General features: G+C 70.6%; 25 protein-coding genes and 1 tRNA gene. 16 read left to right on the forward strand and 10 right to left on the reverse strand.

Annotation, left to right across the window (positions count from 1 at the left end; genetic code table 11):
* Window positions 1-11 precede the first annotated feature (11 nt).
* The 7 genes from SACGLDRAFT_RS07140 to SACGLDRAFT_RS07170 all read left to right on the forward strand — a co-directional run bounded on the left by SACGLDRAFT_RS07140 (window position 12) and on the right by SACGLDRAFT_RS07170 (window position 8,151).
* Window positions 12-629 (forward strand): YdcF family protein, encoded by a 618-nt coding sequence (locus tag SACGLDRAFT_RS07140; protein ID WP_005463096.1) that lies wholly within the window; start codon window positions 12-14, stop codon window positions 627-629.
* Window positions 630-744: 115 nt separating this feature from the next.
* Complete coding sequence (locus tag SACGLDRAFT_RS07145; RefSeq protein ID WP_005463097.1) at window positions 745-2,043, forward strand: bifunctional o-acetylhomoserine/o-acetylserine sulfhydrylase; 1,299 nt, start codon at window positions 745-747, stop codon at window positions 2,041-2,043.
* Window positions 2,040-3,170: a homoserine O-acetyltransferase MetX gene (metX, locus tag SACGLDRAFT_RS07150; protein ID WP_005463098.1), complete on the forward strand. Its 1,131-nt coding sequence runs from the start codon at window positions 2,040-2,042 to the stop codon at window positions 3,168-3,170. Before SACGLDRAFT_RS07145 ends, metX begins: the two co-directional genes overlap by 4 nt.
* 110 nt (window positions 3,171-3,280) lie before the next feature.
* A complete protein-coding gene (locus tag SACGLDRAFT_RS07155) occupies window positions 3,281-4,552 on the forward strand; it encodes a deoxyguanosinetriphosphate triphosphohydrolase (RefSeq protein ID WP_005463099.1) in 1,272 nt (423 codons plus the stop codon).
* A gap of 22 nt (window positions 4,553-4,574) precedes the next feature.
* Window positions 4,575-5,693: a serpin family protein gene (locus SACGLDRAFT_RS07160; protein ID WP_005463100.1), complete on the forward strand. Its 1,119-nt coding sequence runs from the start codon at window positions 4,575-4,577 to the stop codon at window positions 5,691-5,693.
* A complete protein-coding gene (locus SACGLDRAFT_RS07165; protein WP_005463101.1) occupies window positions 5,690-7,522 on the forward strand; it encodes a hypothetical protein in 1,833 nt (610 codons plus the stop codon). The genes SACGLDRAFT_RS07160 and SACGLDRAFT_RS07165 overlap by 4 nt, the downstream gene beginning before the upstream one ends.
* A 29-nt stretch (window positions 7,523-7,551) precedes the next feature.
* Window positions 7,552-8,151, forward strand: coding sequence for a carboxymuconolactone decarboxylase family protein (locus tag SACGLDRAFT_RS07170; RefSeq protein ID WP_005463103.1), 600 nt, complete (start codon window positions 7,552-7,554; stop codon window positions 8,149-8,151).
* On the opposite strand, the gene SACGLDRAFT_RS07175 is transcribed toward SACGLDRAFT_RS07170, so the two are convergent.
* Window positions 8,132-9,067, reverse strand: coding sequence for a sigma-70 family RNA polymerase sigma factor (locus tag SACGLDRAFT_RS07175; RefSeq protein ID WP_005463105.1), 936 nt, complete (start codon window positions 9,065-9,067; stop codon window positions 8,132-8,134). The two genes, SACGLDRAFT_RS07170 and SACGLDRAFT_RS07175, sit on opposite strands and share 20 nt — an antisense overlap.
* A 57-nt stretch (window positions 9,068-9,124) precedes the next feature.
* Between SACGLDRAFT_RS07175 and dnaG the strand changes: the two genes are divergently transcribed.
* The 3 genes from dnaG (at window position 9,125) to SACGLDRAFT_RS07190 (ending at window position 12,429) form a co-directional block, all read left to right on the forward strand.
* A complete protein-coding gene (dnaG, locus tag SACGLDRAFT_RS07180; RefSeq protein ID WP_198283530.1) occupies window positions 9,125-11,035 on the forward strand; it encodes a DNA primase in 1,911 nt (636 codons plus the stop codon).
* Between the two features lie 4 nt (window positions 11,036-11,039).
* Window positions 11,040-11,570, forward strand: coding sequence for a hypothetical protein (locus SACGLDRAFT_RS07185; protein WP_040918715.1), 531 nt, complete (start codon window positions 11,040-11,042; stop codon window positions 11,568-11,570).
* Window positions 11,571-11,661: 91 nt separating this feature from the next.
* Entirely contained in the window at window positions 11,662-12,429 is a 768-nt protein-coding gene (locus SACGLDRAFT_RS07190) for a trans-aconitate 2-methyltransferase (RefSeq protein ID WP_005463110.1), read from the forward strand.
* A gap of 10 nt (window positions 12,430-12,439) precedes the next feature.
* Here the strand turns inward: SACGLDRAFT_RS07190 and SACGLDRAFT_RS07195 are convergent, their stop codons facing one another.
* A complete protein-coding gene (locus tag SACGLDRAFT_RS07195; RefSeq protein ID WP_005463113.1) occupies window positions 12,440-12,691 on the reverse strand; it encodes a hypothetical protein in 252 nt (83 codons plus the stop codon).
* A gap of 156 nt (window positions 12,692-12,847) precedes the next feature.
* Between SACGLDRAFT_RS07195 and SACGLDRAFT_RS07200 the strand changes: the two genes are divergently transcribed.
* A tRNA-Asn gene (locus SACGLDRAFT_RS07200) sits at window positions 12,848-12,920 on the forward strand.
* Window positions 12,921-13,110: 190 nt separating this feature from the next.
* On the opposite strand, the gene SACGLDRAFT_RS22480 is transcribed toward SACGLDRAFT_RS07200, so the two are convergent.
* The 4 genes from SACGLDRAFT_RS22480 to SACGLDRAFT_RS07215 all read right to left on the reverse strand — a co-directional run bounded on the left by SACGLDRAFT_RS22480 (window position 13,111) and on the right by SACGLDRAFT_RS07215 (window position 14,853).
* Window positions 13,111-13,611, reverse strand: a complete 501-nt coding sequence (locus SACGLDRAFT_RS22480; protein ID WP_005463115.1) for a hypothetical protein — start codon at window positions 13,609-13,611, stop codon at window positions 13,111-13,113.
* Between the two features lie 205 nt (window positions 13,612-13,816).
* Complete coding sequence (locus tag SACGLDRAFT_RS22265; RefSeq protein WP_157608771.1) at window positions 13,817-13,978, reverse strand: hypothetical protein; 162 nt, start codon at window positions 13,976-13,978, stop codon at window positions 13,817-13,819.
* A gap of 6 nt (window positions 13,979-13,984) precedes the next feature.
* The gene (locus SACGLDRAFT_RS21500) at window positions 13,985-14,179 is read right to left on the reverse strand and encodes a hypothetical protein (RefSeq protein ID WP_005463116.1); all 195 of its coding nucleotides are present in this window, start codon (window positions 14,177-14,179) and stop codon (window positions 13,985-13,987) included.
* Between the two features lie 275 nt (window positions 14,180-14,454).
* A complete protein-coding gene (locus tag SACGLDRAFT_RS07215; protein WP_005463119.1) occupies window positions 14,455-14,853 on the reverse strand; it encodes a hypothetical protein in 399 nt (132 codons plus the stop codon).
* A 305-nt stretch (window positions 14,854-15,158) separates the two neighbouring features.
* Between SACGLDRAFT_RS07215 and SACGLDRAFT_RS07220 the strand changes: the two genes are divergently transcribed.
* From SACGLDRAFT_RS07220 to SACGLDRAFT_RS07230, 3 genes are all read left to right on the forward strand, one after another.
* Window positions 15,159-16,478, forward strand: coding sequence for an aspartate aminotransferase family protein (locus SACGLDRAFT_RS07220; RefSeq protein WP_005463121.1), 1,320 nt, complete (start codon window positions 15,159-15,161; stop codon window positions 16,476-16,478).
* A 165-nt stretch (window positions 16,479-16,643) separates the two neighbouring features.
* Window positions 16,644-16,871 (forward strand): hypothetical protein, encoded by a 228-nt coding sequence (locus SACGLDRAFT_RS07225; protein WP_005463123.1) that lies wholly within the window; start codon window positions 16,644-16,646, stop codon window positions 16,869-16,871.
* Window positions 16,872-16,951: 80 nt separating this feature from the next.
* Window positions 16,952-17,188, forward strand: coding sequence for a hypothetical protein (locus tag SACGLDRAFT_RS07230; RefSeq protein ID WP_005463124.1), 237 nt, complete (start codon window positions 16,952-16,954; stop codon window positions 17,186-17,188).
* Between the two features lie 12 nt (window positions 17,189-17,200).
* Here the strand turns inward: SACGLDRAFT_RS07230 and SACGLDRAFT_RS07235 are convergent, their stop codons facing one another.
* Window positions 17,201-18,187, reverse strand: coding sequence for a phosphatase PAP2 family protein (locus tag SACGLDRAFT_RS07235; protein ID WP_005463125.1), 987 nt, complete (start codon window positions 18,185-18,187; stop codon window positions 17,201-17,203).
* A 286-nt stretch (window positions 18,188-18,473) separates the two neighbouring features.
* The gene (locus SACGLDRAFT_RS07240) at window positions 18,474-19,085 is read right to left on the reverse strand and encodes a DUF2267 domain-containing protein (RefSeq protein WP_005463126.1); all 612 of its coding nucleotides are present in this window, start codon (window positions 19,083-19,085) and stop codon (window positions 18,474-18,476) included.
* Window positions 19,086-19,261: 176 nt separating this feature from the next.
* On the opposite strand from SACGLDRAFT_RS07240, the gene SACGLDRAFT_RS07245 reads away from it, so the two are divergent.
* Entirely contained in the window at window positions 19,262-20,350 is a 1,089-nt protein-coding gene (locus SACGLDRAFT_RS07245; protein WP_005463127.1) for a CapA family protein, read from the forward strand.
* A 75-nt stretch (window positions 20,351-20,425) separates the two neighbouring features.
* Window positions 20,426-21,646, forward strand: a complete 1,221-nt coding sequence (locus tag SACGLDRAFT_RS07250; protein ID WP_005463128.1) for an NRAMP family divalent metal transporter — start codon at window positions 20,426-20,428, stop codon at window positions 21,644-21,646.
* Between the two features lie 30 nt (window positions 21,647-21,676).
* Here the strand turns inward: SACGLDRAFT_RS07250 and SACGLDRAFT_RS07255 are convergent, their stop codons facing one another.
* Entirely contained in the window at window positions 21,677-23,302 is a 1,626-nt protein-coding gene (locus SACGLDRAFT_RS07255) for a serine/threonine-protein kinase (RefSeq protein WP_005463129.1), read from the reverse strand.
* Window positions 23,303-23,321: 19 nt separating this feature from the next.
* On the reverse strand, window positions 23,322-23,921 hold the full coding sequence (locus tag SACGLDRAFT_RS07260; RefSeq protein ID WP_005463130.1) for a hypothetical protein: 600 nt from the start codon (window positions 23,919-23,921) through the stop codon (window positions 23,322-23,324).
* Window positions 23,922-23,946 lie beyond the last annotated feature (25 nt).

Raw genomic sequence — 23,946 nt, forward strand, 5'->3', positions numbered from 1 at the left:
CCGTGGCGGCGATGAGGAAGTGGCTGACGAGGACGGTCGTCGGGATCGTCCTCGTCGGTCTGCTGATCGTGGGGGGAACGGCCTTCCGCGTGTGGTATGTGGCGAGGGCCGACGAACGCCCGAGGGTGGACGCCATCGTGGTGCTGGGCGCGGCCCAGTACAACGGCAGGCCGTCGGAGATCTTCCAGGCGCGGCTCGCCCACGCCCAGCAGCTCTACGAGCAGGGCGTGGCCGGGGTGATCGTCACCACCGGTGGCATGCGCGCCGGGGACGCCTACACCGAGGCGGAGGCGGGCGCGAACTGGTTGCGTGACCGGGGAGTGCCCGAGGAGGCGCTGATCGCCGTCGGCGAGGGCAACGACACCTTGCGTTCGCTACGGGCCGCCGCCGCCGAGATCCGGGGTCGGGGCTGGAACGACGTCGTGCTCGTGAGCGATCCGTGGCATTCGCTGCGGGCGGGCATCATGGCGGAGGACTCGGGGCTGAGGGTGTGGACCTCGCCCACTCATTCCGGTCCCATCGTGCAGATGCGCAGCACGCAGGCCCGCTACATCCTGCGGGAGACCGCGGCGCTGCTGTACTACCGGGTGTCGAAGAACCCGGCCGATTCCGTGGATCTCGGAATGTAGGACGGCTATCACCCGATGGTGTGGCACGCGCGTCTCATGCAGTGAGAGACGGTTGGGGTGTGTCGGAGGGCTCACTAGCGTCTGGGGGACACCGAGCCGCAAAGGAGTGAGTCCAGTGAGCGATGGATGGTCGTTCGAGACCAAGCAGATCCACGCGGGAGCGCAGCCCGACCCGACCACCGGCGCGCGTGCCACGCCGATCTATCAGACGACCTCCTACGTCTTCCGGGACACCCAGCACGGTGCCGACCTGTTCAGCCTCGCCGAGCCGGGCAACATCTACACCCGGATCATGAACCCCACCCAGGACGTCCTGGAGCAGCGGGTCGCCGCACTGGAGGGCGGGGTGGCCGCGCTGGCGTTCGCCTCCGGCTCGGCCGCCACCACGGCGGCGGTACTGAACCTCGCGGGCGCGGGTGACCACGTCGTCGTGAGCCCCGCGCTGTACGGCGGCACGTACAACCTCTTCCGGCACACGCTGCCCAAGCTCGGCATCGAGGTCACCTTCCTCACCGACCAGGACAACCTCGACGAGTGGCGGTCGGCGGCGAAGCCGAACACGAAGCTGTTCTTCGCCGAGACGCTCGCCAACCCCGGCAGCAACGTGCTCGACATCCGCGGGGTCGCCGACGTCGCGCACGAGGTCGGCGTGCCGCTGGTGGTGGACAACACCATCCCGACGCCGTACCTGCTGCGGCCCATCGAGCACGGCGCGGACGTCGTGGTGCACTCGGCGACGAAGTACCTCGGCGGCCACGGCACCACGATCGCGGGCGTGCTGGTGGACGGCGGAACCTTCGACTTCGGCGCGCACCCCGAGCGCTTCCCCGGCTTCAACGAGCCCGACCCCAGCTACAACGGCCTCAAGTTCTGGGAGGCCCTCGGGCCGGGCGCGTTCGCGGCGAAGGCGCGCGTGCAGTTGCTGCGTGACACCGGCGCGGCCATCGCTCCGCTGAACGCCTTCCTGATCCTGCAGGGCATCGAGACGTTGTCGCTGCGCATGGAGCGGCACGTCTCCAACGCCAAGGCGCTGGCCGAGTGGCTGGAGCAGCGCGACGAGGTGGAGAAGGTCTACTACGCCAGCCTGCCGTCGAGCCCCTACTACGAGGCGGCGCAGAAGTACCTGCCCCTGGGCGCGGGTGCGGTGCTGTCGTTCGAGCTGCGGGGCGGGGTCGAGGCCGGACGCGCGTTCGTGGACGGCACCGAACTGCACAGCCAGCTCGTCAACATCGGTGACGTGCGCAGCCTGATCGTGCACCCCGCCAGCACCACGCACAGCCAGCTCACCCCCGAGGAGCAGCTGGCGAGTGGTGTGACGCCGGGGCTGGTGCGACTGGCAGTGGGGCTGGAGGGGCTCGCGGACCTGCAGGCCGACCTGGAAGCCGGTTTCCGCGCCGCGAAGGCGGCTCTGTGAGTTCGTCCGGTAGTACCGGTCTCCCGCCCGCTACCGGTGCGTGGCAGGCGGGAGATCCGCCGGGACGGCGACAGTGGTTCCGGCCCGAGACCGTGTTGCGGCTGGAGTCGGGGCGGGAGCTTCCCGGCGTCGAGATCGCGTACGAGACGTGGGGAAAGCTCAACGCCGACGGGTCGAACGCGGTGTTGGTCGAACACGCTCTGACGGGCGACAGCCACGCGGCGGGGGATGTCCAGCCGGGGCATCCGAGCCCCGGCTGGTGGGACGGCCTGATCGGGCCCGGCAAGGCGTTGGACACGGACGAGCTGTTCGTGGTGGTGCCCAACGTGCTCGGGGGCTGCCAGGGCTCGACGGGCCCCGCCTCGCTCGCCGAGGACGGCAAGCACTGGGGGAGCCGCTTTCCGCAGCTCACGGTGCGCGACCAGGTGGCCGCCGAGATCGCGCTCGCCGACCACCTCGGCATCGAACGCTGGGCGGCCGTGCTGGGCGGCTCGATGGGCGGTATGCGCGCGCTGGAGTGGGCGGTCATGCGGCCCGAGCGCGTGCGGCGGTTAATGGTGCTGGCGAGTCCGGCGGCGTCGTCGGCCGACCAGATCGCGTGGGCCTCGCCGCAGATCCACGCCATCCTCGCCGATCCGAACTGGAAGGGCGGCGACTACCACGAGGGCGGACCGGGGGAGGGACCTCACCTCGGTCTCGGGGTGGCGCGTCGCATCGCCCACGCCACCTACCGCAGCGCCGAGGAACTCAACGAGCGATTCGGGCGTCGCCCACAGGGCGAGGACGACCCCCGGTTCGCCGTCGAATCCTATTTGGATCACCACGCGGACAAGCTCGTCCGCCGGTTCGACGCGGCGAGTTACGTGTTGTTGACGCGTTCGATGAACGGGCACGACGTCGGGCGGGACCGGGGAGGAATCCGCCAGGCGCTGTCGCGGGTGACGGCCAGGACGGTCGCGGTCGGGGTGGACTCCGACCGGCTGTATCCGGCGGAGCAGGTGCGGGAACTGGCCGACGGCATCGCCACCGCCCGCTACGCCGAGATCACCTCGCCGTACGGGCACGACTCGTTCCTCATCGAGACCGAGCAGGTGGCGACGCTGGTGAAGGAGCTGCTGGGGGAGTGAGTCCCTAAGCGACCGGGGTGTGACTGCAGTGGGGTGGCCGACGGTTTTCGACGCCCAACGCCGCGTCGGAGACCGTCGGCTCCCGTCGTGTCGCCGTAAGCTTCTCCGGCATGGGCTACACCACGCACGACGCGCAGCGCCGGTTCGCCGAGCGGCCCAAGTCCTCCGGGCTACCGGGCACGGACGGGGACGGTCGGACACCGTACGCGCGGGACCGCGCCAGAGTGCTGCACTCGGCGGCGTTGCGGAGGCTGGCCGGGAAGACCCAGGTCGTCGGCCCCGGTGAGGGAGCCGAGGTCAGCGGGGTCCCGAGGACCCGGCTGACGCACTCGCTGGAGGTCGCGCAGATCAGCCGCGGCATCGCGGTCGACCTCGGCGCCGACCCCGACCTCTGCGACACCGCCGGGCTGGCCCACGACATCGGCCACCCGCCGTTCGGACACAACGGCGAGGCGGCGCTCGACGAGGCCGCGCGGACCTGCGGCGGGTTCGAGGGCAATGCCCAGACCCTGCGCATCCTGACCCGGCTCGAGACCAAGGTCCTCGGCGAGGACGGGGAACCCTACGGGCTCAACCTCACCCGCGCCAGCCTCGACGCGGTGCTGAAGTACCCGTGGCGGCGCCGGGACGGGCAGCGCAAGTTCGGCGTCTACGCCGACGACGTCGAGGCGTTCCGGTGGGTGCGAGCCGGGGCGCCCGGTGAGCGCACCTGCCTGGAGGCGCAGATCATGGACTGGGCTGACGACGTGGCCTACTCGGTGCACGACGTCGAGGACGGTGTGCTGGCCGGCCGCATCTCCCTGTCGGTGCTCGCCGACGCGCAGGAGCGCAGGGCGCTGGCGGAACTGGCGGCGGAGCACTTCTGCGCCCTGTCCGCGGACGCGGTCGAGGACGCCGCGCTCGGGCTGGTGGACCTGCCCGCCGTGGCGGAGCTGGTCCGTGTTCCCTACGACGGGTCCCCGGTCGCGCAGGCGGCGCTCAAACGCATGACGAGCGAACTCGTGGGCCGGTTCGTGGCGGCGGCGGTCACCGGCACGCGCGCCGAGTACGGGGAGGGTCCGCTGTCCCGCTACGGCGCCGAGCTCTCCGTGCCCGATCGGGTGGCGGCCGAGGTGGCGTTGCTCAAGGCGCTCGCCTTGCGGTACGTGATGAGCGACCGGTGGCGACTGGCCGTGCAGGAGGGACAGCGACAACTCCTCGCCGAGCTGGTGGAGGTGCTGCCGCTGCGAGCCCCCGAGGTGCTCGACGCGGGATTACGCCCCGCGTGGGAGGCGGCCTCGGACGACGCCGCCCGCCTGCGGGTGGTGATCGACCAGATCGCCTCGCTCACCGACGCCCAGGCGAGGGCCTGGCACTCCTGGCATCTGGGACGGCATGGTTGACTCATCACGGTACCGTCGTGGAATGCCGGTCTCCGACGTCGCAACGACTCACCTGGAATTCACCCTCGCCCTGCACAAGGCCCTGACCGCGCCCGGTGTCAACGCCTGTTTCTCGCCGTACTCGGTGGCCAGCGCGCTCGCCCTGGTGACACGTGCCGCCAGGGAGGAGACCGCCGCGGAACCCGCCGCGCTGCTGGCGAGCTCCGTCGATCGCGTCGACGGGGTCGTCGAGTGGCTGGGCGAGGCCGCCGCGCTCGACGCCCCGCACAGCGGTGAGGACACGCCGTCGCTGGCCGTGTCCACCACGTTGTGGGTGTGGAACGAGCTGCCGATCAAGTCCGGGTTCACCGACGCCCTCGCCGCCTGGCCCGCCGGAGCCGTGCGGGAGGCCCCCTTCGTGAAGGACCCGGAGGGAGCGCGCACCGAGATCAACGCCGACGTCGCCCGCACGACGCACGACCTCATCCCGGAGCTGTTGCCGCGGGGGACGATCGTCGAGGACACGGTCGCGAGCCTCGTCAGCGCCCTGTACCTGAAAGCCGGATGGGTGTCGGCGTTCCGGAGGTCCGACACCGCCGAGGATGACTTCCACACGCCGTCCGGTACCGTGCGGGTGCCGATGATGCGGGGGACGAAGCGCCTCGGCTACGCCGCCGTGGACGGGTGGCAACTCGTGGACCTGCCCGCCGTCGGCGGGGTCACCGCCTCCGTGCTGCTCCCGGACCGTCCGCTGGAGGAGGCGGAGCCCGAGCTGGACGCCGCCGCCGTGACGGCTCTGCTCGACGCGCGTCGCGAGGCGATGGTGCGCCTGCGGCTTCCCCGGTTGACGGTGGACGTCCGCTGTGCCCTGCGGGAGGCACTGGGCACGCTGGGCGTGCGGCGGATGTTCGACGCGGACGCGGACTTCGGTGAACTCACCGACGACCCCCGGCTCACCGTGACGGACGTGATCCACCAGTCGGTGTTGCGGCTCGACGAGGACGGGCTGGAGGGAGCGGCGGCGACCGCCGCCCTGTTCGGGATCGTGTCGGCCCCCGCGGGGGAGCCGGTCACGGTGACGGTGGACCGGCCCTTCCTGCTTCTCGTGCGACACCGTGCCACCGGCGCGCTCTACTTCCTGGCGAGGGTCGTCCGGCCGTGAGCGCACCGACTCGGACGCCCGTCCGAGCGGAGCAGCCGGTTCCGGCCCCGCCGCGCGTGCGGGTTCCGTGGCCGTTGCTGGCGGACGCGGCAATCATGGCGTTCTTCGTCCTGGCGGCCTTCCTGCTCTACCGTCCACTGTGGGAGAACCTGTCGAACGGTTACCTGCAACACAGTGGACAGGACCAGAACATGTGGGAGTGGTTCTTCGCGGTCACCGCCCACTCCGTACTGAACTTCGAGAACCCGCTGTTCTCCGAGCTGCAAAACCATCCCCACGGCGTGAACCTCATGGCCAACACGGTCATGTTCGGCGTCGGCATCCCGTTGACGCCGGTCACCGTACTCTTCGGACCCACGGTGACGTGGGCGATCGCGCTCACCGGGGGGCTCGCGGGGACGGCCGTCGCGTGGTACTGGGTGCTGTCACGCCATCTGGTGAGCACCCGTGCGGGCGCGGCCGTGGGCGCGGCGTTCGCCGCGTTCGCGCCCCCGATCATCTCCCACGCCAACGCGCACCCGAACTTCGTGGCGTTGTTCGTGCTGCCGTTCATTGTGCTGTGGCTGCTCAAACTCACGCGCGGAGAACGGGTGGTCCGAAACGGCGTGATCCTCGGGCTGCTCGTGGCCTATCAGATCATGCTGGGCGAAGAGCCCCTGCTCATCGCCGCCACCACGCTGCTCGTGTTCGCCCTCGCCTACACCGTGATGCGGCCCGAGCGGGCGTTGTCGATGGCGCGGCCCCTGGGCAAGGGCGTCGCCGTGGGTGCGGTGGTGACGCTGGCCCTGGTGGCGGTGCCGCTGTGGTGGCAGTTCTTCGGCCCGCAGAGCTATCCCGGCATCGAACACGGGTTGCGGGGCAACGACCTGGCCGCCTTCACCGCGTTCGCCACCGACTCCCTGGCCGGCACCGACGAGAGCGCGGTGGGCCTGTCGCTGAACCGCACCGAGGAAAACGCGTTCTTCGGCTGGCCGCTCGTGGTGCTGCTGCTGGGGATCACGGTGGCGCTGTGGCGCGACGTGGTCTCGCGCGCGCTCGCGGTGACGATGCTCGTCATGGCCTGGCTGTCCACGGGCGCGCTGCTGATCGTCAACGGCGAGGGCACGTCGATTCCCGGCCCGTGGATCTTGCTGTTCGACGTGCCGCTGTTCGACTCCGTGCTGGAGTCGCGCTTCGCGCTCGGCTGCGTGCCCGTCATCGGCATCCTGCTGGCCAGGGCCACCGAGAAGGTGCTGCGGCTGCGGGTGCGCCCCGACTGGCGTTACACGGCGATCATCGCGTGGTGCAGCATGCTCGTCCTCGCGTTGCTGCCCATCGCGCCCACGGAACTGAAGGTCGCCGCGCGCGGGGAGACGCCGACGTTCTTCACGAGCGGGGAGTGGCGCCGGTACGTGGACGACGGCTCCGTCGTCGTGGTGCCGCTGCCGAACCCCGCCGACGCCGACGCCCTGCACTGGCAGGTGGAGTCCGGGTTGCAGTTCCCGCTGGCCGGGGGCTACTTCGTCGGCCCCGACGACAGGGGACACGGCCGGTACGGGCCGGACTACCGGCCCACCACGGCCCTGCTCGCCGAGGTGCACGACAGCGGTCGGGTGCCCGAGATCACCGTCGTCGACCGCGACAACATGGTCGACGACCTGCGGTACTGGCGGGCGGACGTCGTGGTGCTGCCGATCGGCGACTCGCCGCACCAGGTGCAGTTGCGGGAGACGCTCGAAGCGCTCCTGGGGCGGTCGGGTGAGGTGAACCGGGACGTGTGGGTGTGGGACGTGCGCGGGCTCACCGCCGACGCTGTCACGTCCGAGGGAGCCGCCTCGTCCTCACGGTGACGGATTCCCGACGAGGAGGAGGCAGGCTCATGCCCCGCATTCCCGGTGTTCCCACGGCCCGTGCGTCCCGGCTGGCGCGACTGGTGTACCGGATCGCGCTCCGCCGCTACGGCGCCGTACCCGAACCGATCACCGTCGCCGCACACCACCCCCGGATGCTCCTGGCGTCCGGAATACACGAGCAGCTCGTCGAGCGAGCCACGCGGGTCCTGCCCGACAACGTCGCCCAACTGGCCGTGTACCGCAGCGCGGTGCGCCTGAACTGCTCGTGGTGCGTCGACTTCGGGACCATGCTGCAAAAGCACGCGGGCCTGGACATCGAGCGGCTTGAGCACATCGACGACTACGCCGATTCCCCGCTGTTCACCCGGCAGGAGCGACTGGCCCTGGCCTACGCCGACGCGATGACCGACACCCCGGTGCGCGTCACCGACGAGCAGGTCGCGGAGCTGGAGCGGGAGTTCGGGCGCGACGGGGTGGTCGAGCTGACCTACCTCGTGGCCCTGGAGAACTCCCGAGGTCGGATGAACAGTGCCCTGGGCATCACCGACCAGGGGTTTGCCTCCGGTGACGCCTGCCGGATTCCCGTGCCCGCCGACCGGCGGGACGTCACCGAGGTATCCGCGTGAGTTTGTCGGGATTGGCGATGTCGTAGATCGCCGCGATCCGGCCGTCGCGCACGACCATCGTGTGCACGTGCTCGTCGAGGTCGCGGTAGCGGCCCTCGCCGGGCTCGGCCGGGACGTGGAAGCCCGGATCGCCGTTGACCAGCACCGGCCTACCGGCCGTGAGTGCCCCCGGCCGGTAGGTGGTGATCACTCCCAGCAGGAAGCGGGCGGTCTTGTCGGCGCCCACGATGGTCCGCAAGGCCGTCCGCGCCTTGCCGTCGGAGTCGCCGACGAACCGAACGTCGGGGGCGAGGATCTCCGCCACGGCGCGCACGTCTCCGGAGTTCACCGCGGCCAGGAATCGCTCGATCACCTGCCACTGGTGTTCCGGGCTCTCCCTCGGGGGCGGCTCGGCGGCGGCCACGGCCTTGCGGCCCCGTGACGCGTGTTGCCGGGCCGCGGTCACGGAGCAGCCCAGGATGTCGGCGATCTCGTCGAAGGGGACGTCGAAGGCGTCGTGCAACACGAACGCCACCCGCTGCTGGGGAGTGAGCGTGTCCAGCACCACCATGGCCGCCATGCGCACGGCGTCGTCCCGCACCACGACGTCGAGCGGGTCGTCCGGTTGTGCCCCGCCCAGCGGGGTCACGATCGGTTCGGGCAGCCACTGACCGACGTAGCGTTCCCGGCGCGCCACCGCGGAACGCAGCCGGTCCAGGCACACCCGCCCCACCACCGTGGTGCTCCAGGCACGCAGGTCGCGGATCGCCGCGCGCTCGCTGTCCGGAAGACTCGCCCACCGCAGCCACGCTTCCTGCACGGCGTCCTCGGCGTCGGCCAGCGAGCCGGTGAGCCGGTATCCCACCGCCAGCAGAGGGGCGCGAAGGGCGAAGAACTCGTCGGCGTTGTTGCTGTCGTCGGCGCGTTCGGTCCCCATTGCCCAAGTATGGGCCGGGGAGAATCCTCGTGACGGCCGGTGTTCTACAGTGGGGCGGTGGCGGGACGGATCCGGGAAAGCGACATCGCGCAGGTGCGGGAGCGCAATCGGATCGACGAGGTCGTCGGTGAGTACGTGGCTCTGCGCAGGGCGGGCGGTGGCGCGTTCAAGGGGTTGTGCCCCTTTCACGAGGAGAAGACACCCTCGTTCAACGTGCGTCCCACCCACGGCACCTTTCACTGCTTCGGCTGCGGTGAGGGCGGCGACGTCATCAAGTTCGTCATGCAGATCGAACACCTCGGGTTCGTCGAGGCCGTCGAGCGACTCGCCGACCGCATCGGCCTGCGGCTGACCTACGAGGGCGGCGGCACCTCCGTCCGTCGTGACCGGGGGACGCGACTGCGGCTGGTGGAGGCGCACAAGGCCGCGCAGGCCTTCTACGCCGAGCAGCTGACCACTCCCGAGGCGGAGGCGGCCCGGAAGTTCCTCACCGAGCGGGGTTTCGACCAGGCGGCCTGGACGAAGTTCGGCTGCGGGTTCGCCCCCGGCGGCTGGGACCGGTTGACCAAACACCTGCTCCGCAGCGGTTTCGAGCTCTCCGAGCTCTACAAAGCACAGTTGTCGAAAGAGGGCAGACGCGGCCCCATCGACCGCTTCCACCGCAGGCTCGTGTGGCCGATCAAAGACCGCGGCGGCGACATCGTCGGGTTCGGCGCGCGGAGGTTGTTCGACGACGACCCGATCCAGGCCAAGTACCTCAACACCAGCGAGAGCCCGATCTACAAGAAGTCGCAGGTGCTCTTCGGGCTCGACCTGGCCAAGCGGGAGATCGCCCGGCGGCACCAGGTGGTGGTCGTCGAGGGATACACCGACGTGATGGCCATGCACGAGGCCGGGGTGCCCACGGCGGTGGCGTCGTCGGGCACGGCGTTCGGTGAGGAGCACATGCGGGTGCTCCGGCAGATCATGATGGACGACGACACCTTCCGCGGTGAGGTGATCTTCACCTTCGACGGTGACGAGGCGGGCCAGAAGGCCGCCCTCAAGGCGTTCGAGGGCGACCAGACGTTCGCCGGTCAGACCTACATCGCCGTGGCCCCCGACGGGATGGACCCGTGCGAGCTGCGGCTGGCCAAGGGCGACGCCGCCGTGCGCGATCTCGTGGCTCGCCGCATCCCGCTGTTCGAGTTCGCCATCCGCAGCCTGCTCTCCGAGTACGACCTCGACTCGGTGGACGGCCAGGTGGCGGCCCTGCAACGCACCGTGCCGTTGGTGGCGCAGATCAAGGACCGCGCCAAGCGCGACGGCTACGCCGCCAAGCTCGCGTGGTGGGTCGGCTGGCAGGACGAGGCCATGGTCGTGCGGCGCGTGCGCGAGACCGCCGGTGCGGCGGGACGCGGCAACGGCACTCGTCGCGCGGCACGGAGTGGCGCCGCGCGGAACGGCACGAACGGCGGGGGACGTCCCGCGCGGCTCGAACGCCCCGACCCCCGCGACCCCGATCTGCGTGCCCAGCGGGAGGCGTTGAAGGCCGCGCTGCAGGAGCCCGCGCTGGCCGGGCCGGAGTACGACGCGTTGCCCGAGGACGCGTTCGTCCACCCCGCCTACGTCGGCGTGCACCGCGCGATCGTGAAGGCGGGGGGCGCGAGCAGCGGGCTCACCGGACCGGCGTTGATCGAGGCCGCCGCCGAGCACGCCGAGGACCCCACCGTGGTGTCTTTGCTGTCGGAACTCGCGGTGGAACCGTTGCGCTCCAAGGCCGAGCCCGACGTGCGGTACGTGTCGAGCGTGCTCGCCGCCGTGCAGGAGAACCTCGTCGGCAGGCAGATCGGCGAACTCAAGTCGCGGCTGCAGCGGTTGTCGCCGGTGGACGCGGCCGAGGAATACCGCGCGCTCTTCGGCGACCTCGTGGCGCTGGAGCAGTACCGCAAGGCCCTGCGGGAGCAGGCGATGGGTGGATGGGACTGATCGCGTGAGCGTGTGGCGCAGGATCTTCGGACCGGCCGTCCCCGACGAGATCAGGGAACGGCTCGCCGCGGACGAACACGTGCTCGCCGCCGCGGCCACCGGCACCGGCGGTCACGTCGCCGTCTCCGCGCTCGGCCTGTGGGTGCCCGACGGCGAGGGCGCTCGCCGCATCGGCTGGGATCTGATCAGCAAGGCCCAGTGGGGCGGTGACGTGTTGACCGTCACCGAGGCCGAGGTGGCCGACCGGGCGGGGGAGGCGCTGGTGCTGCGGGACCTGCCGCCCGTGCGGCACGTCCTGCCGAAGCCGGGAAAGATCCCCTACCTGGTGCGGCAGCGGGTCGAAAGCTCCATCCGGTCGCGCTACCGCAAGGAGCTGCCCGGAGGCGGCGCGTGGTTCGTGGTGCGCAAGCTTCCGGGCACCGACGGCGCGGTGCTGCAGGTGCGCCCCGACCCCGGCACCGACCCCGAGGTCGTGCGCGGTATCGCCGAGGAAGCGGCGGCGAAACTCGCCAACGGCGGCGGCGAGCGGGCCTGATCGAACTCGCGGGGCGGTCGCGCCGCCACGGGACCGCGAGGAAGCAGTACGGTCGTATCCGCAGCAGTCGGGGAGGACGAGGAGGCCGGCCGTGTGGGACCCGCGCGCGTACTTGGACTACGGCGAGCTTCGCGCCCGGCCGTTTCGTGAGCTGGTCGCCCGTGTCGGCGCCGAGCGGCCCCGCCGGGTCGTGGACGCCGGGTGCGGGCCGGGCACGCTCACCGTCGAGCTCGCCGATCGCTGGCCCGAGGCGACGTTGGAGGCGTTCGACAATTCACCGGAGATGGTGGCCGCGGCGCGGGAACGCGGCGTGGACGCGCGCCTGGTCGACGTGACCGACTGGCGGTCCGCACCCGACACCGACGTGGTCGTCAGCAACGCGGTGCTGCAGTGGGTGCCGGGGCACGAGGAGCTGTTGCGTCGTTGGGTGGCCGAGCTTCCGCCCGGCGCGTGGTTGGCGGTGCAGGTGCCCGGCAACATGGACGCGCCGGCCCATCGCCTCGTGCGACACCTGGCGGCGAGCGAGGCGTGGGCCGACCGGTTGCGCACCGTGCGGCTGCTCGGCGCCGACGCCGTGTACGAGCCGCTGGACTACGCGGAACTGCTCGCCGACCTCGGCTGCGCGGTGGATGTCTGGGAGACCACCTACGTGCAGCGGTTGACGGGTGAAAACGCCGTACTGGAGTGGGTGACGGGCACGGCCCTGCGGCCGATCGCCGCCGCGCTCGCTCCCGCCGAGTGGCGGGAGTTCCGCCGTGACCTGGCGCCGCTGCTCGACGAGGCCTACCCGCCCCGCGCCGACGGGACGACGTGGTTCCCCTTCCGGAGGATCTTCGTGGTGGCGCGCACCCCCGCCTGAGGGAACGAGTTCAGGCGCCGCGGTGAGGCTTGGAGGCGGCGTAGCCGTCGTGGCCGTGCGCCACGCCGTGCCGCCGATGGGTGAACGGCAACCACTCGTCGACCTTCTCGCCCAGCTTCGCGCGGGCGACACCGGCGGCGCCCTGCACCGCGGGGTGGTCGATCAGCTTGCGGTAGGTGCGCACGATCTGCTCGTATCGGGCGCGCCCGGCGCGGGCCCCGAGGATGTAACCCGCTGCGGCGCCCACCAGGAACATCTTCATCGCGGCCTCCTCGTCGGCGGATCAGGTTCTCACCATTGTCCCGCAGCGGCCCCCACCGTGCCGCGCGGTCGAAGAGGGGGGGTGGTGTGAAGGGCCGATTCGGGGTGCGCTACAGTATTCAGCGTCAGGCCGGAGCGATCCGGTCGGGCAAGACGGTCCTCCGTAGCTCAATTGGCAGAGCATTCGGCTGTTAACCGAAGGGTTGCTGGTTCGAGTCCAGCCGGGGGAGCAAACGCCCAGGTCGCGGACCTGGGCTTTTTTGTTGCTCGTCCGAAGACTCGGACAACATCACGAAAATTCCGCAAAGATGAATGGGCACCGTCAGCGCTCCCGAGCGGGCCGAATCCCCTCCGGAGCTGCGATGCGGCCCCGGTTGGCCCGTAGCGGGCTCGCGCCGTCCGGGCGCTGTCGGTCGGCGCTCACCGTCCCTTCCGGAGAATCTGCGTAATCCTGCCGGGTGTGGTGTTCGCCACTTTGGCGATGTCCGGCTTCCTGTGCCTTGCCTCGTCCGCTCCGCGGACCGCCTTCCGCCAGCGCCGCACTGCCTGCCGATATTCCCGAAGCGCTCTGAGCTTGGCGCGAGATGCCCGCTTCAATTCATCCAACGCTACGGACGACACACCCACTGGCGGGCGCTCATACGGGGGAGTGGCGAACGCGGACGTGACCTCTCTTTCGACGAGGTCGGTCATGATGCCGCCGTCCTTCGAGATCGCGGCTCCTCTTCGCAGCAGAAGCAGCCCGATCGCCCGGAACACGGGGTCGAGGGCGGTCATCCCCGCGGCCTTTTGCCGGTACAGCGGTTTTGTCTCCGAAGCGATGGCCTGCTCCAGCCGGGTGAGAGCCGCTTCCGGGTCGATGTGGGCGGGAAGTTGGTCACTCATCACCTCGGAGTGGGGAAACCGCAGCACTTCACTCATCGGGCGACCTCCAGCCGGTGTCTGCCACCATGTCCCTTCCACCGCGCTAGAGCGGCACGGACACGCAGCAGGTAGGAGAGGCAGTCGCATTCGGTCGGTCGCACGCCGGCGGCGCGGAGTTCCGCGCACGGTGTCGTTTCCGGTGGGCCGGGCAGGCACGGCGGGCAGCACGTCGGTGTTCATCAGGTCTCCGGGGCCACGGAATTCACGCATCGGTCCGCCCCCCATAGGCCATCATCTCCCGACCGAGCTCCACGATCCGGGAACCGGCCTCGCGGATCTTCCGCACGTCGTCGGGGGCTGCGTCAGCGAGGTGCGTCAAAAACCCCACCATCTCGTAGACCCGCACCCACAATGGAGCAGTCACAGCTTTTCACGGGTGGTCGGACCACTGGGGTGGACGCAACGCTTCGAGCACGCCGACGGCGCGATCATGTAGGTCCTCGTGTGCTCCGCCCGACAGCAGACACATCTCCGCGAACGCTTCGACGAGCACTCGCCACTGCTCGTGGCTCAGTACCGCTGGATGTTCGCATGCCTCGTCGTTGGTTTCTCCCCGAACGAACATGCGGGACAGCCTCGTCCCCGAATCCCGCGGAGGGGAGGGGATTCGTCATGCGCATAGGTTGACGCATAGCGCGAAGGGCGCTAGCTGGCGTCTCGCGCCCGTTCCGGGGTCTCCCGGTATTCGCCGGTCCACTCGGCTTCCCGTTGGTCCTCCGGAAGAGCCGACAAACCGGCGGCGAGGTGATCCGCGCCGCGTTCGGGGGCTGAACTCGACCGGAGCGAAGATCGTGACCTCGGCCCGTAGGGATCTCGTCCACGAGGCGGAGGGCGGTCCCGTCAGCGGAGTTCCTTCGTCTGTTCGACCCGGTGGCCCTCCATGCGCAGCCGGAGGGTCTTCGCCCTCGATTCGTCGAAGACGAACTTGATGCCCTTGACGTCCAGCCGGTAGGGGCCGCGGCTCTTCTCGATGTCGGGGATGCGAAAGATCCACTCACATTCGTCCCGAGACGCCCGGTAGTAGGGGTGTGTGAGGGGACCCGCGCCGAGGAGTTCGTTGTCGGAGGCGAACACCTGAAGGACCACTCTGCTGTCGTCCGGATCGCACCCACCGGACGTGACGACGACCCCGGAGGTTTCGAAGGTGGAGTTGGCGATCACCATCCCCGTACCGACTCCCACGGCTGTGATGACTCCGATTCCAAGGATGAGGAGAACTCCCTTGGCGGTCGTGTCCATGAGTGTCGGATTCCTTTCCCCAGCGGTCCGCGGCGGACAGTACCGAGGAAGGCGGTGGCCTCCGAGGGTTTCGGGCCCGTATCGCTCTTTGGTGTGGTCGTCGTGCCGACGGTGGTTTCGGCCCGAAGGCTGGGAGTTTCCCGGAAAAACCGGCTCTTTTCGAGTTCACCTGTTCGGGGAGCGGCCGAAAGGACGCGGGGGCGAGTCCGATCGGGGCAACAGGAGGTGCCGGTCCCGGCCCGCTGTTCACCCCGCCTCCGGTTCGTGCTGGACTCGGGGTGAGAAGGGTTCGTAGCGTCGAGGCCATGTTGGACGACACCGCCCGCGCCACGCCGGAACATCACCTTCTCCGCTACTTCGGGCACGGTTCCTTCAGTCCCGGAATCATCGACCGCGCCAAGGGAAGTTCGGTGTTCACCGAGGACGGACACGAACTGCTCGACTTCACGTCGGGCCAGATGAGCGCCATCCTGGGACACGCGCACCCGGAGATCGTCGCGACGGTTCGCGAACAGGTGGGGCGGCTCGACCACCTCTACAGCGGCATGGTGAGCCGCCCGGTCCTCGACCTGGCCCACCGGCTCGTCGAGACGCTACCGGAGCCTTTGGAGAAGGTCATGTTCCTGACCACGGGGGCCGAGTCGAACGAGGCCGCGATCCGGCTGGCCAAACTCGTCACCGGACGCCACGAGGTCGTCTCCTTCGCCCGGTCGTGGCACGGCATGACCCAGGCCGCCGCGAACGCCACCTACAGCGCCGGACGCGCCGGATACGGGCCCGCCGCACCCGGCAACTTCGCTCTGCCCGTCCCCGACCGGTTCCGACCCGACATCGTGGACGGTGACGGGAACCTGGACTGGCGTCGTCAGCTCGACCTGGGTTTCGACCTGATCGACGCCCAGTCGGTCGGCAGTCTCGCCTGCTGTCTGGTCGAACCCGTGCTGAGTTCCGGCGGTGTCATCGATCTTCCGCCCGGCTATCTGGCGGCGCTGCGGGACAAGTGCCACGAACGCGGCATGCTGCTGATCCTCGACGAGGCCCAGACCGGGTTGTGCCGCACCGGCGACTGGTACGCGTTCGAACGCGACGGTGTCGTCCCCGACATCCTCACCCTCTCCAAGACCCTCGGCGCCGGGCTGCCCCTCGCGGCGGTGGTGACCAGCGCCGAGATCGAGCGGGAAGCCCACGAGCGCGGGTTCCTGTTCTTCACCACGCACGTCAACGACCCGCTCCCGGCCGCCGTCGGCAACACCGTGCTGGAGGTGCTCGCCCGCGATCGTCTGGACCTGCGCGCGCGGAAACTCGGTGAGCTGCTCCGCGGTGGCCTGAACGAGCTCGCCGAGCGGCACTCGGTGATCGGCGACGTGCGGGGCCGGGGACTGTTGGTGGGGGTGGAGTTGGTCGACGACTCCGGGCCGGGCGGCGACGGAGCGGACCGGCTGGGTGCCGCCGTCACCCGGCGCTGCGCCGAGCTGGGCCTGCACATGAACATCGTGCAGTTGCCCGGCATGGGCGGAACGTTCCGCATCGCCCCGCCGCTGACCGCCACCGACGCCGAGATCGAGCGAGGAGTGGCCATCCTCGACGCCGCCTTGGCCGACGTCACGGGCCGCGCGGCGACCTGACCCACGGCGGGAGCGAACGGTGCCCGGACGGGCCGACGTGACGGGTCGTCCGGGCAGCCCGCTGCCTCGGAGCTGGCCGAACCGGTGCCTTGGCTCGGACTCTGTGAAGGAGTTCGGACAAAGGTTTCGGCGGTGCCATCCGTCATCCGGGGAAGGAAGAGCGACGTGAGAAAGCTTGTGACCGGTGTGCTGGTGGGGTTGGGGTTGTTGGCCTCGGCCGCTCCCGCCGTGGCGACCGTGGAGGAGTGGTACTACACCGGCTACTGGTATCCCACCGAGGCCGCCTGCGAGCAGGCCTTCTGGGACAGCGTCAATCCATTGGTTCCGCAGCTCCCGCACGAATGCCGCTACAACGCGGGCGCCGACGTCTACGAGCTGTGGCGGGTCTGGTAGGCGATCACCTCGCCGGTTTCTCGGGCCGGTGAGTCGGTTTTCGGTGCTGTCGTCGCGCCGTCTGGGGAAGGAAGGGTGACATGAGGAAGCTTGTGACCGGTGTGCTGGTGGGGTTGGGGTTGTTGGCCTCGGCCGCTCCCGCCGTGGCGACCGTGGAGGAGTGGTACTACACCGGCTACTGGTATCCCACCGAGGCCGCCTGCGAGCAGGCCTACTTGGAGCTCGTCGGCTCCGACCCGCGGGGTGGGGGCCTTCCGCACGAATGCCGCTACAACGCGGGCGCCGACGTCTACGAACTGTGGCAGGTCCGCCCGTAATCGCCTCGCCGCTCAGCGGTGTTGCGGCGGCCGCGGGGCCCTCGGCGCCCGCGGTGGCCGCGGAGGGTGGTGCCGTCGCTGCCGGTCGGCGGCGGCACTTTCCGTCGGCCAGTGTGGAGTGCGGGGGATCGGGCGGGTCGGCGTGGTGTCGACGCTCGGCGGTACCGCGCTGAGCACGCGAGTCTCGTCTTCGGCGTCCGGGAGGACCACGGCATCGTCCTCCGGCTCCTCCCCGTCGTCCCGGTTCTTCGGCTCCGCCCGGTCGTCGCGGTCGTCCGCCTCCACCACCGCGTCGGGAGCCGATGCCACGCCGGGACCGAGGATCAGGGCGAACCGGGGCCGGAAGCGCTCCACGAGCTGGGTGACCCACCGCGAGGCCAGGGCCATCGCCGCCGCGACCACCGCGACGCCGAGGAGGAAGCCGACCACCACGTCGTGGGGGTAGTGCACGCCCACCACCACGCGGGAGAAGGCCACGAGCGCGCCCAGCGCCAACGCGGCCGCGCCGAGTGCCCCACGTTGACACAAAAACACCGCCATCGCCGCGCCACCGGCGATGGTCGAGTGGTTACTGGGGAACGACCAGTCGCCCAGTTCGGGACACTCCGTCAGAGGCCTCGCCCCCGGCACCGCCCGACACGGGCGGTCCTCCTGGATGAAGATCTTGGCGACCTCGCTGGTCGCGTAGGCGAGCACGGTGGCCGCCGGGGTGAGCAGCGCCGCCGCCATGGCGCGGGACGGGCCGCGCCGAGCACGCCACCACCCGAACACCATCAGCAGCCCGAGCACCACGACGCCGGCCTCGGTGAACAGCACCGCGAAGTCCCGCAACCATCCCGGCGCGGCGTTCGCACCGTCGAGCACCGCCCGATACCACTCGGCCGAGATGTCGGGAACGCCGTCGACCTCCGGGGGCTCCTCCGGTCCCGATGGCTCGTCGGGTGCGGCGAGACTGGTCGAACGTGCGACGGGAACGGCCTCGAAGACCGGGAAGGGCATACTGGCAACTCCTGCGCGATTGATCGTCAACCCAGTGTAGTGACGACGTTAACGCGCACCCGGAGCCGCCCGGATCGGCTCATCGCCCCGGCTTCCTCGGCCGGTCGCAACCGGAGGGGATCGCGGTGGTCGAGACGATTCCCGCCCGGCGCGCCCATGCCACAGCCTTGTGCCACCGGCCGTGGCCGAGTCCGAGTGCGCCGAGCACCTCACCGCCGACACGGTCGAGAGCGGGGTCGACTACCGTGTGCGGCCGTCCCGGCCGATCCCCGCACCGCGAAGGGGCTCAGGACAGGCCCTGCTGGGGCAGCATCATGTCGTCGGCGGTGGTCAGCGCCTCCGGATCACGGTGCGACAGCCCGCGCTCGGCCATCTCCCGGCTCAGGTCCATCACCGCGCCGACGAGGAACTCGACCTTGCGGCGGAGTTCGCGCAGCTCCTCGTCGCTTCCGGCGGTGCTTCCCGCGGGCGTCGGCGTGGCGGGGGTGAAGATCTCCCGCACGTCGCGCGGCATGTGCTCCAGGGCGCGCCCGAGTGAGCCGGGGGAGAGCAGTTCGCGCATCCCCTGCGACACGTTCCGCACGGCCGAGCGCACGTCGGTGCGTCGGATACCGGCCTCGGCCGCGATACGGTCGAGGCAGTCGTCGCAGTCGTAGCGGATGGGGACCCGGCTCGGCACCCAGCCGTCGTAGAAGGTGCCGCGCAGCAGTTCGGGCAGTTGGGCTCCGAAGTGGGCCGCTCCCTCCACGGTGAGACGGTCGCGCAACGTGTGCAGCCACGCCCGCAGCACCCGGTAGGTGTATCGGCGGTCGCGGGTGCCCAGCGCGTCGCCGACGACGGCGAGCCATTCGTGGGCGGTGTTCTGAGCTCGGGCGAGTGGGTCGCTGTTGTGCGTCATGGGGTCCTCCCGCGTGAGGCGTCCGGCGGTGGAGTCCACGCGCCTGCCAGTGTCGGGGGGAGACCACCGGGCGGCACAGAGTCCAACGGCTCATCGTCGGTGCGCGTGACTTTCGTCCGCTCGCGCGCGGCGCCCATGATGGACGTCGGGGGCCCCGCCGGGATTGGACGCAAACGATGGCGGCGATCACGCTCTTCCTAGCCGGTGACGTGATGACGGGACGGGGAATCGACCAGATCCTTCCCCACCCCGGCGATCACCGGCTGCGCGAGGCGGTGGTGCGGGACGCCCGCTACTACGTGCACGCCGCCGAGGAACGCAACGGCCCGCTGCCCCGCCCCGTGCCGTTCTCGTGGCCGTGGGGCAGCGCGTTACGGGTGATCGAGGAGATCGGGCCCGCGGCGCGGATCGTGAACCTGGAGACGAGCGTGACGCGCGCGCGGACGTTCCTGCCGGGCAAACCCGTGCACTACCGGATGCGGCCGGAGAACCTGCCCGCGGTGCTCGCCGCGCGGCCCGACGTGTGCGTGTTGGCCAACAACCACGTGCTCGACTTCGGGCGACCGGGGCTGGTGGAAACACTCACGGTGCTCTCGCGCGCGGGCGTGCGGGTGGCCGGGGCGGGACACGACGCCGAACAGGCGGCCGCCCCCGCCGTCGTCGAGCTCGGTGACACCCGCCTCGCGGTGTTCGCGGCGGCAGCGGTCTCCAGCGGCGTGCCCGTCGAGTGGGCGGCGGGAAGGACGACGCCGGGGGTGCGGCTGCTGGACTCGGACATCCCGGAGCTGCTCCACCAGGTCGCCGACGCCAAACGCGACGGACACCTCGTGGTGGTGTCGGTGCACTGGGGCTCCAACTGGGGCTACGGTGTCGGTGCCGGGCAGGTGGAACTCGCGCATCGCTTGGTCAACGCCGGGGCGGACGTCGTGCACGGGCACTCCTCGCACCATCCCCGGCCCATCGAGGTGTATCGGGGGAGGCTCGTGCTCTACGGGTGCGGCGACCTCATCAACGACTACGAGGGCATCAGCGGTTTCGAGCGGTATCGCGGGGATCTGCGGCTGCTGTACTTCCCGTCGCTGGACTCGCGCACCGGGGCGTTGCACGCGCTGCGCATGGTGCCGGTGCAGTCCCGCCGGCTGCGGCTGCAACGCGCGGGGTCGCGGGACCAGGAGTGGCTGCGGTCGGTGCTCACCCGGTGCAGCGCCCCCTTCGGCAGCCGCGTGGACTCCGGGGAGGGCGTTCTGTCCCTGGTGTGGCGTTGAACGTTGGATCAGACTCTTGCGGGATTGTTGAACAACTCTGTACCTTGTGCCGAACCCACGAGGATCGGAGTTGCGATGACCGACCAGCTCGACTCGTCGAAGTCCACGAGTTCGGTGTCCGGGGGCACGTTGCTCGGCGCCGTCTTCCTGATGGCCACCAGCGCCATCGGGCCGGGGTTCATCACCCAGACCACCACGTTCACGGTGCAGCTCGGGGCGGCGTTCGCCTTCGCCATCCTGCTGTCGATCCTCGTCGACATCGCCGTGCAGCTGAACGTCTGGCGCGTCATCGGGGTCTCGGGCCTGCGCGCCCAGGACCTCGGCAACCGCGTCGTCCCCGGCCTCGGCTACGTTATGGCCGCCCTCGTGGTGTTCGGCGGGTTGGTGTTCAACATCGGCAACGTCTCGGGCACCTCCCTCGGCCTCGACGCGCTGTTCGGGCTCGACGTCAAGCTCGGCGGCACGATCTCCGCGGTCGTCGCCGTCGGCATCTTCCTCAGCAAACGAGCGGGCGTGGCGATGGACCGGCTCGTCGTGGTGCTCGGCATCGTGATGATCGCCCTCACCGCCTACGTCGCCGTGGCGTCCGGACCACCCGTGGGCGAGGCGCTCCGGCAGTCCGTGGTGCCCGACACGGTCGACTTCCTCGTCATCACCACACTGATCGGCGGCACCGTCGGTGGCTACATCACCTACGCCGGCGCGCACCGGCTCCTGGACGCGGGCGTGAGCGGGCCCGAGCAGGTGGCGAACGTCAGCCGCAGCTCCGTCACCTCGTTGCTGGTGACCGGGGCGATGCGTGCGGTGCTGTTCCTCGCGGTGCTCGGCGTCGTCGCCGGAGGCGCCACCCTCGCGGCGGGCAACCCCGCCGCCGACGCGTTCCACCAGGCCGCCGGCGAGGTCGGGCTGCGGCTGTTCGGCATCATCCTGTGGGGCGCCTCGGTGACCTCGGTCATCGGCGCGTCCTACACGTCGGTGTCGTTCCTCGTGTCGTTCTCGCCGGCGCTGCGGCGCCGCAGCAACTGGCTCGTGAGCGCCTTCATCGCGGTGTCGCTCGTCGCGTTCCTGCTGCTCGACCAGGCCCCCACCACGCTGCTGGTGTTGGCGGGGGCGCTGAACGGGCTCATCCTGCCCGTGGGCTTCGGGGTGCTGATGTGGGTGGCGGCCCGGCGCCGCGACCTCCTCGGCGGCTACCGCTACCCGCGCTGGCTTCTGGCGATCGGTGTGGCCGCGTGGCTGCTCACCGTGTATCTGGGATGGAACTCGCTGAGCGGGATCAGCGCGCTGTGGAGCTGAACGGGACGGGAAGCCTCCGGTGAGGCGGGGTCAGTGGTCCTCGCCGGGGTGCTTCTTCTCCTTTTCGTGCTTCTTGCGCTCCTTCTCCTTTTCCTTCTCCCGCTTCTTTTTCTCCTTTTCGTGTTCCTTCTTCTCCTTCTCACGCTCCTTGGGGCCCTTGGGGCCTTTGTGGTCCTTCTTGTCGTCCGGCGGAGGCGGTGGCGTGGTCGTCTCGGCGTGCAGGACGGTGTCGGTGAGGATGACGACGGCGCCCTCGTGCCGCCCGAGGCCGTGCTGGTGGTACTCGGTGACCGTGGCACCCGAACGCAACGCGAGCTGAACCCCCACGTGCACGGTGTCGGTGCCGTTCACACGCGGCGGCGAGATCACCGTGACCTTGGTGACCTTCTCCCAGGTCTCGGCGAACTGCTGCTCGCCCTGCGCCCGCAGCACGGGCCCCAGAAGCGCATACGCGGCATGGGGATCTTGAGGAAGATGCCCGTAGTAGTCGCCGACCACCCCGACCAACTCGGCGGAGGACAACGGCTGCGGACTCGACACGGTGGTCGTGGGGCCGGGAGCCGGGGTCGCCGCGGTGGTCTCCCCACCGCTCGACGCGACGGCGATCGTGATGCCCGTGGCGACCACGGCCAGCCCCCCACCCGCCGCCACGAGCAACGCTTTGCGCCGGGACCGCGGCGGCGAGGCCACGGGCGCGGCCACGGGAGCCGGAGGCGGCGGTGGGGTGTCGAACGGGTGCAGGTCGAGCCGGGTGCCCGAACGGGGAGCGTGCGCGGGAACGGCCCGAAGCGGCTGGGTCAGCTCCTCCGGCGCGGGCGCGGGAGCCGGAACGCGACCCTCGGCCACGGCCCGCAACTGGTCGCGCACCACGGCCGCCGAGGGCCGCGCCGCGGGGTCGGCGACCAGAATGCGCTGGAGCACCGGCGTCAGCGGCCCCGCCCGCCGCGCCGGAGCGGGGTTGCCCCCGGCCACCCGGTAGAGCACGCCGAGCGTGTTCTCCTCGCTCTCCCCGAACGGCGGCGTGCCCTCCACGGCCGCAAACAGCAGCGACCCGAGCGAGAACACGTCGGAGGCGGGCGTGGCCGGTCGACCCCGCGCCACCTCCGGTGCGAGGTAGGCGGGCGTGCCCGCGACGACCCCGGTCTGGGTGACCGTGACGTCGCCCCCGGCGTGGGCGATGCCGAAGTCGACCAGCTTCGCCGTGCCGTCGCCGCCGAGGAGCACGTTGGCGGGCTTGACGTCGCGGTGCACGATGCCCGCGTCGTGCGCGGCGGCCAGCGCGGCGGCCACCTGCGCCCCGATGGCGGCGGCGTCCCGAGGCGACAGCGGGCCGTTCGTGCCGAGCACGTCCGCCAGGCTGCGGGCGGGGAAGTACTCCATCACCAGCACCGGCAGCCCGGCGTGTTCGACGACGTCGTGGACGGTGACGGCGTTGGGGTGGTGCAGGCGCGCGGCGATGCGGCCCTCGCGCTGCGCGCGTTCCCTAGCCTGCGCGGCCGCCGCGGGGTCCAGGCCGGGCTGCAGGAGCAGTTCCTTGACGGCGACCTGCCGACCCAACCGCTCGTCCACGGCCTGCCACACGGTGCCCATCGCACCGCTCCCCACCCGATGTTGCACGCGGTAACGGCCCGCGAGCAGATCACCCACCGCTGTCACGCGATCAGGGTAGAGCGCCTCACAGAATCGAGATCACGGCGATGACCCCCACCAGCACCACGAACGCCACGGCGCCACCCGCCACGACAAGCGCGGTGACCACCGGCCGCCGCTCCGCGAACCCCAGCATGTGCGGGTAGCGCGAGGACAACTCCGGCCCGGTGACCGGACGATCGGGAACATCGCAAGGCAGCCCCAGCACGTGCACGAGGCGATCGATCTCGGCGGAGCGGTACTTGTAGGCGGGAATCCGCACCAGCGGCGCACCGTGGGCGTCGAGCACGAACACCGTGTCCATGACCGGCCCCCGCAACGGAACGAGCCGAGCCCGCACCACCCGCGCCGCCCGAGCCCGCAGCACCGGCCGCTTCCGGAAGAACTCCTTCACCGTGATGTCTTGGTCGGTGACCTCCACCCGGCCGCTCCCGGCGAGCACGGGCACGATCACGGCACACACCCCGGCGACCACCAGCACCCCCACGGCAAGCGGCGTGGCCCCGGCGAGAAGAGCACCGACCAGCAGCAGAACGAGCGGCACGCCCGCCACGACCAGGCCGGCCCAGACCCGAGACCGGTCGGGCCGCAGGACGAGCGACGCGGACGGAGGCTGTGGATGCATGGAGGTCAGCCTACGAACCCACCGC

The sequence above is a fragment of the Saccharomonospora glauca K62 genome (assembly GCF_000243395.2).
Classification (GTDB): Bacteria; Actinomycetota; Actinomycetes; order Mycobacteriales; family Pseudonocardiaceae; genus Saccharomonospora; species Saccharomonospora glauca.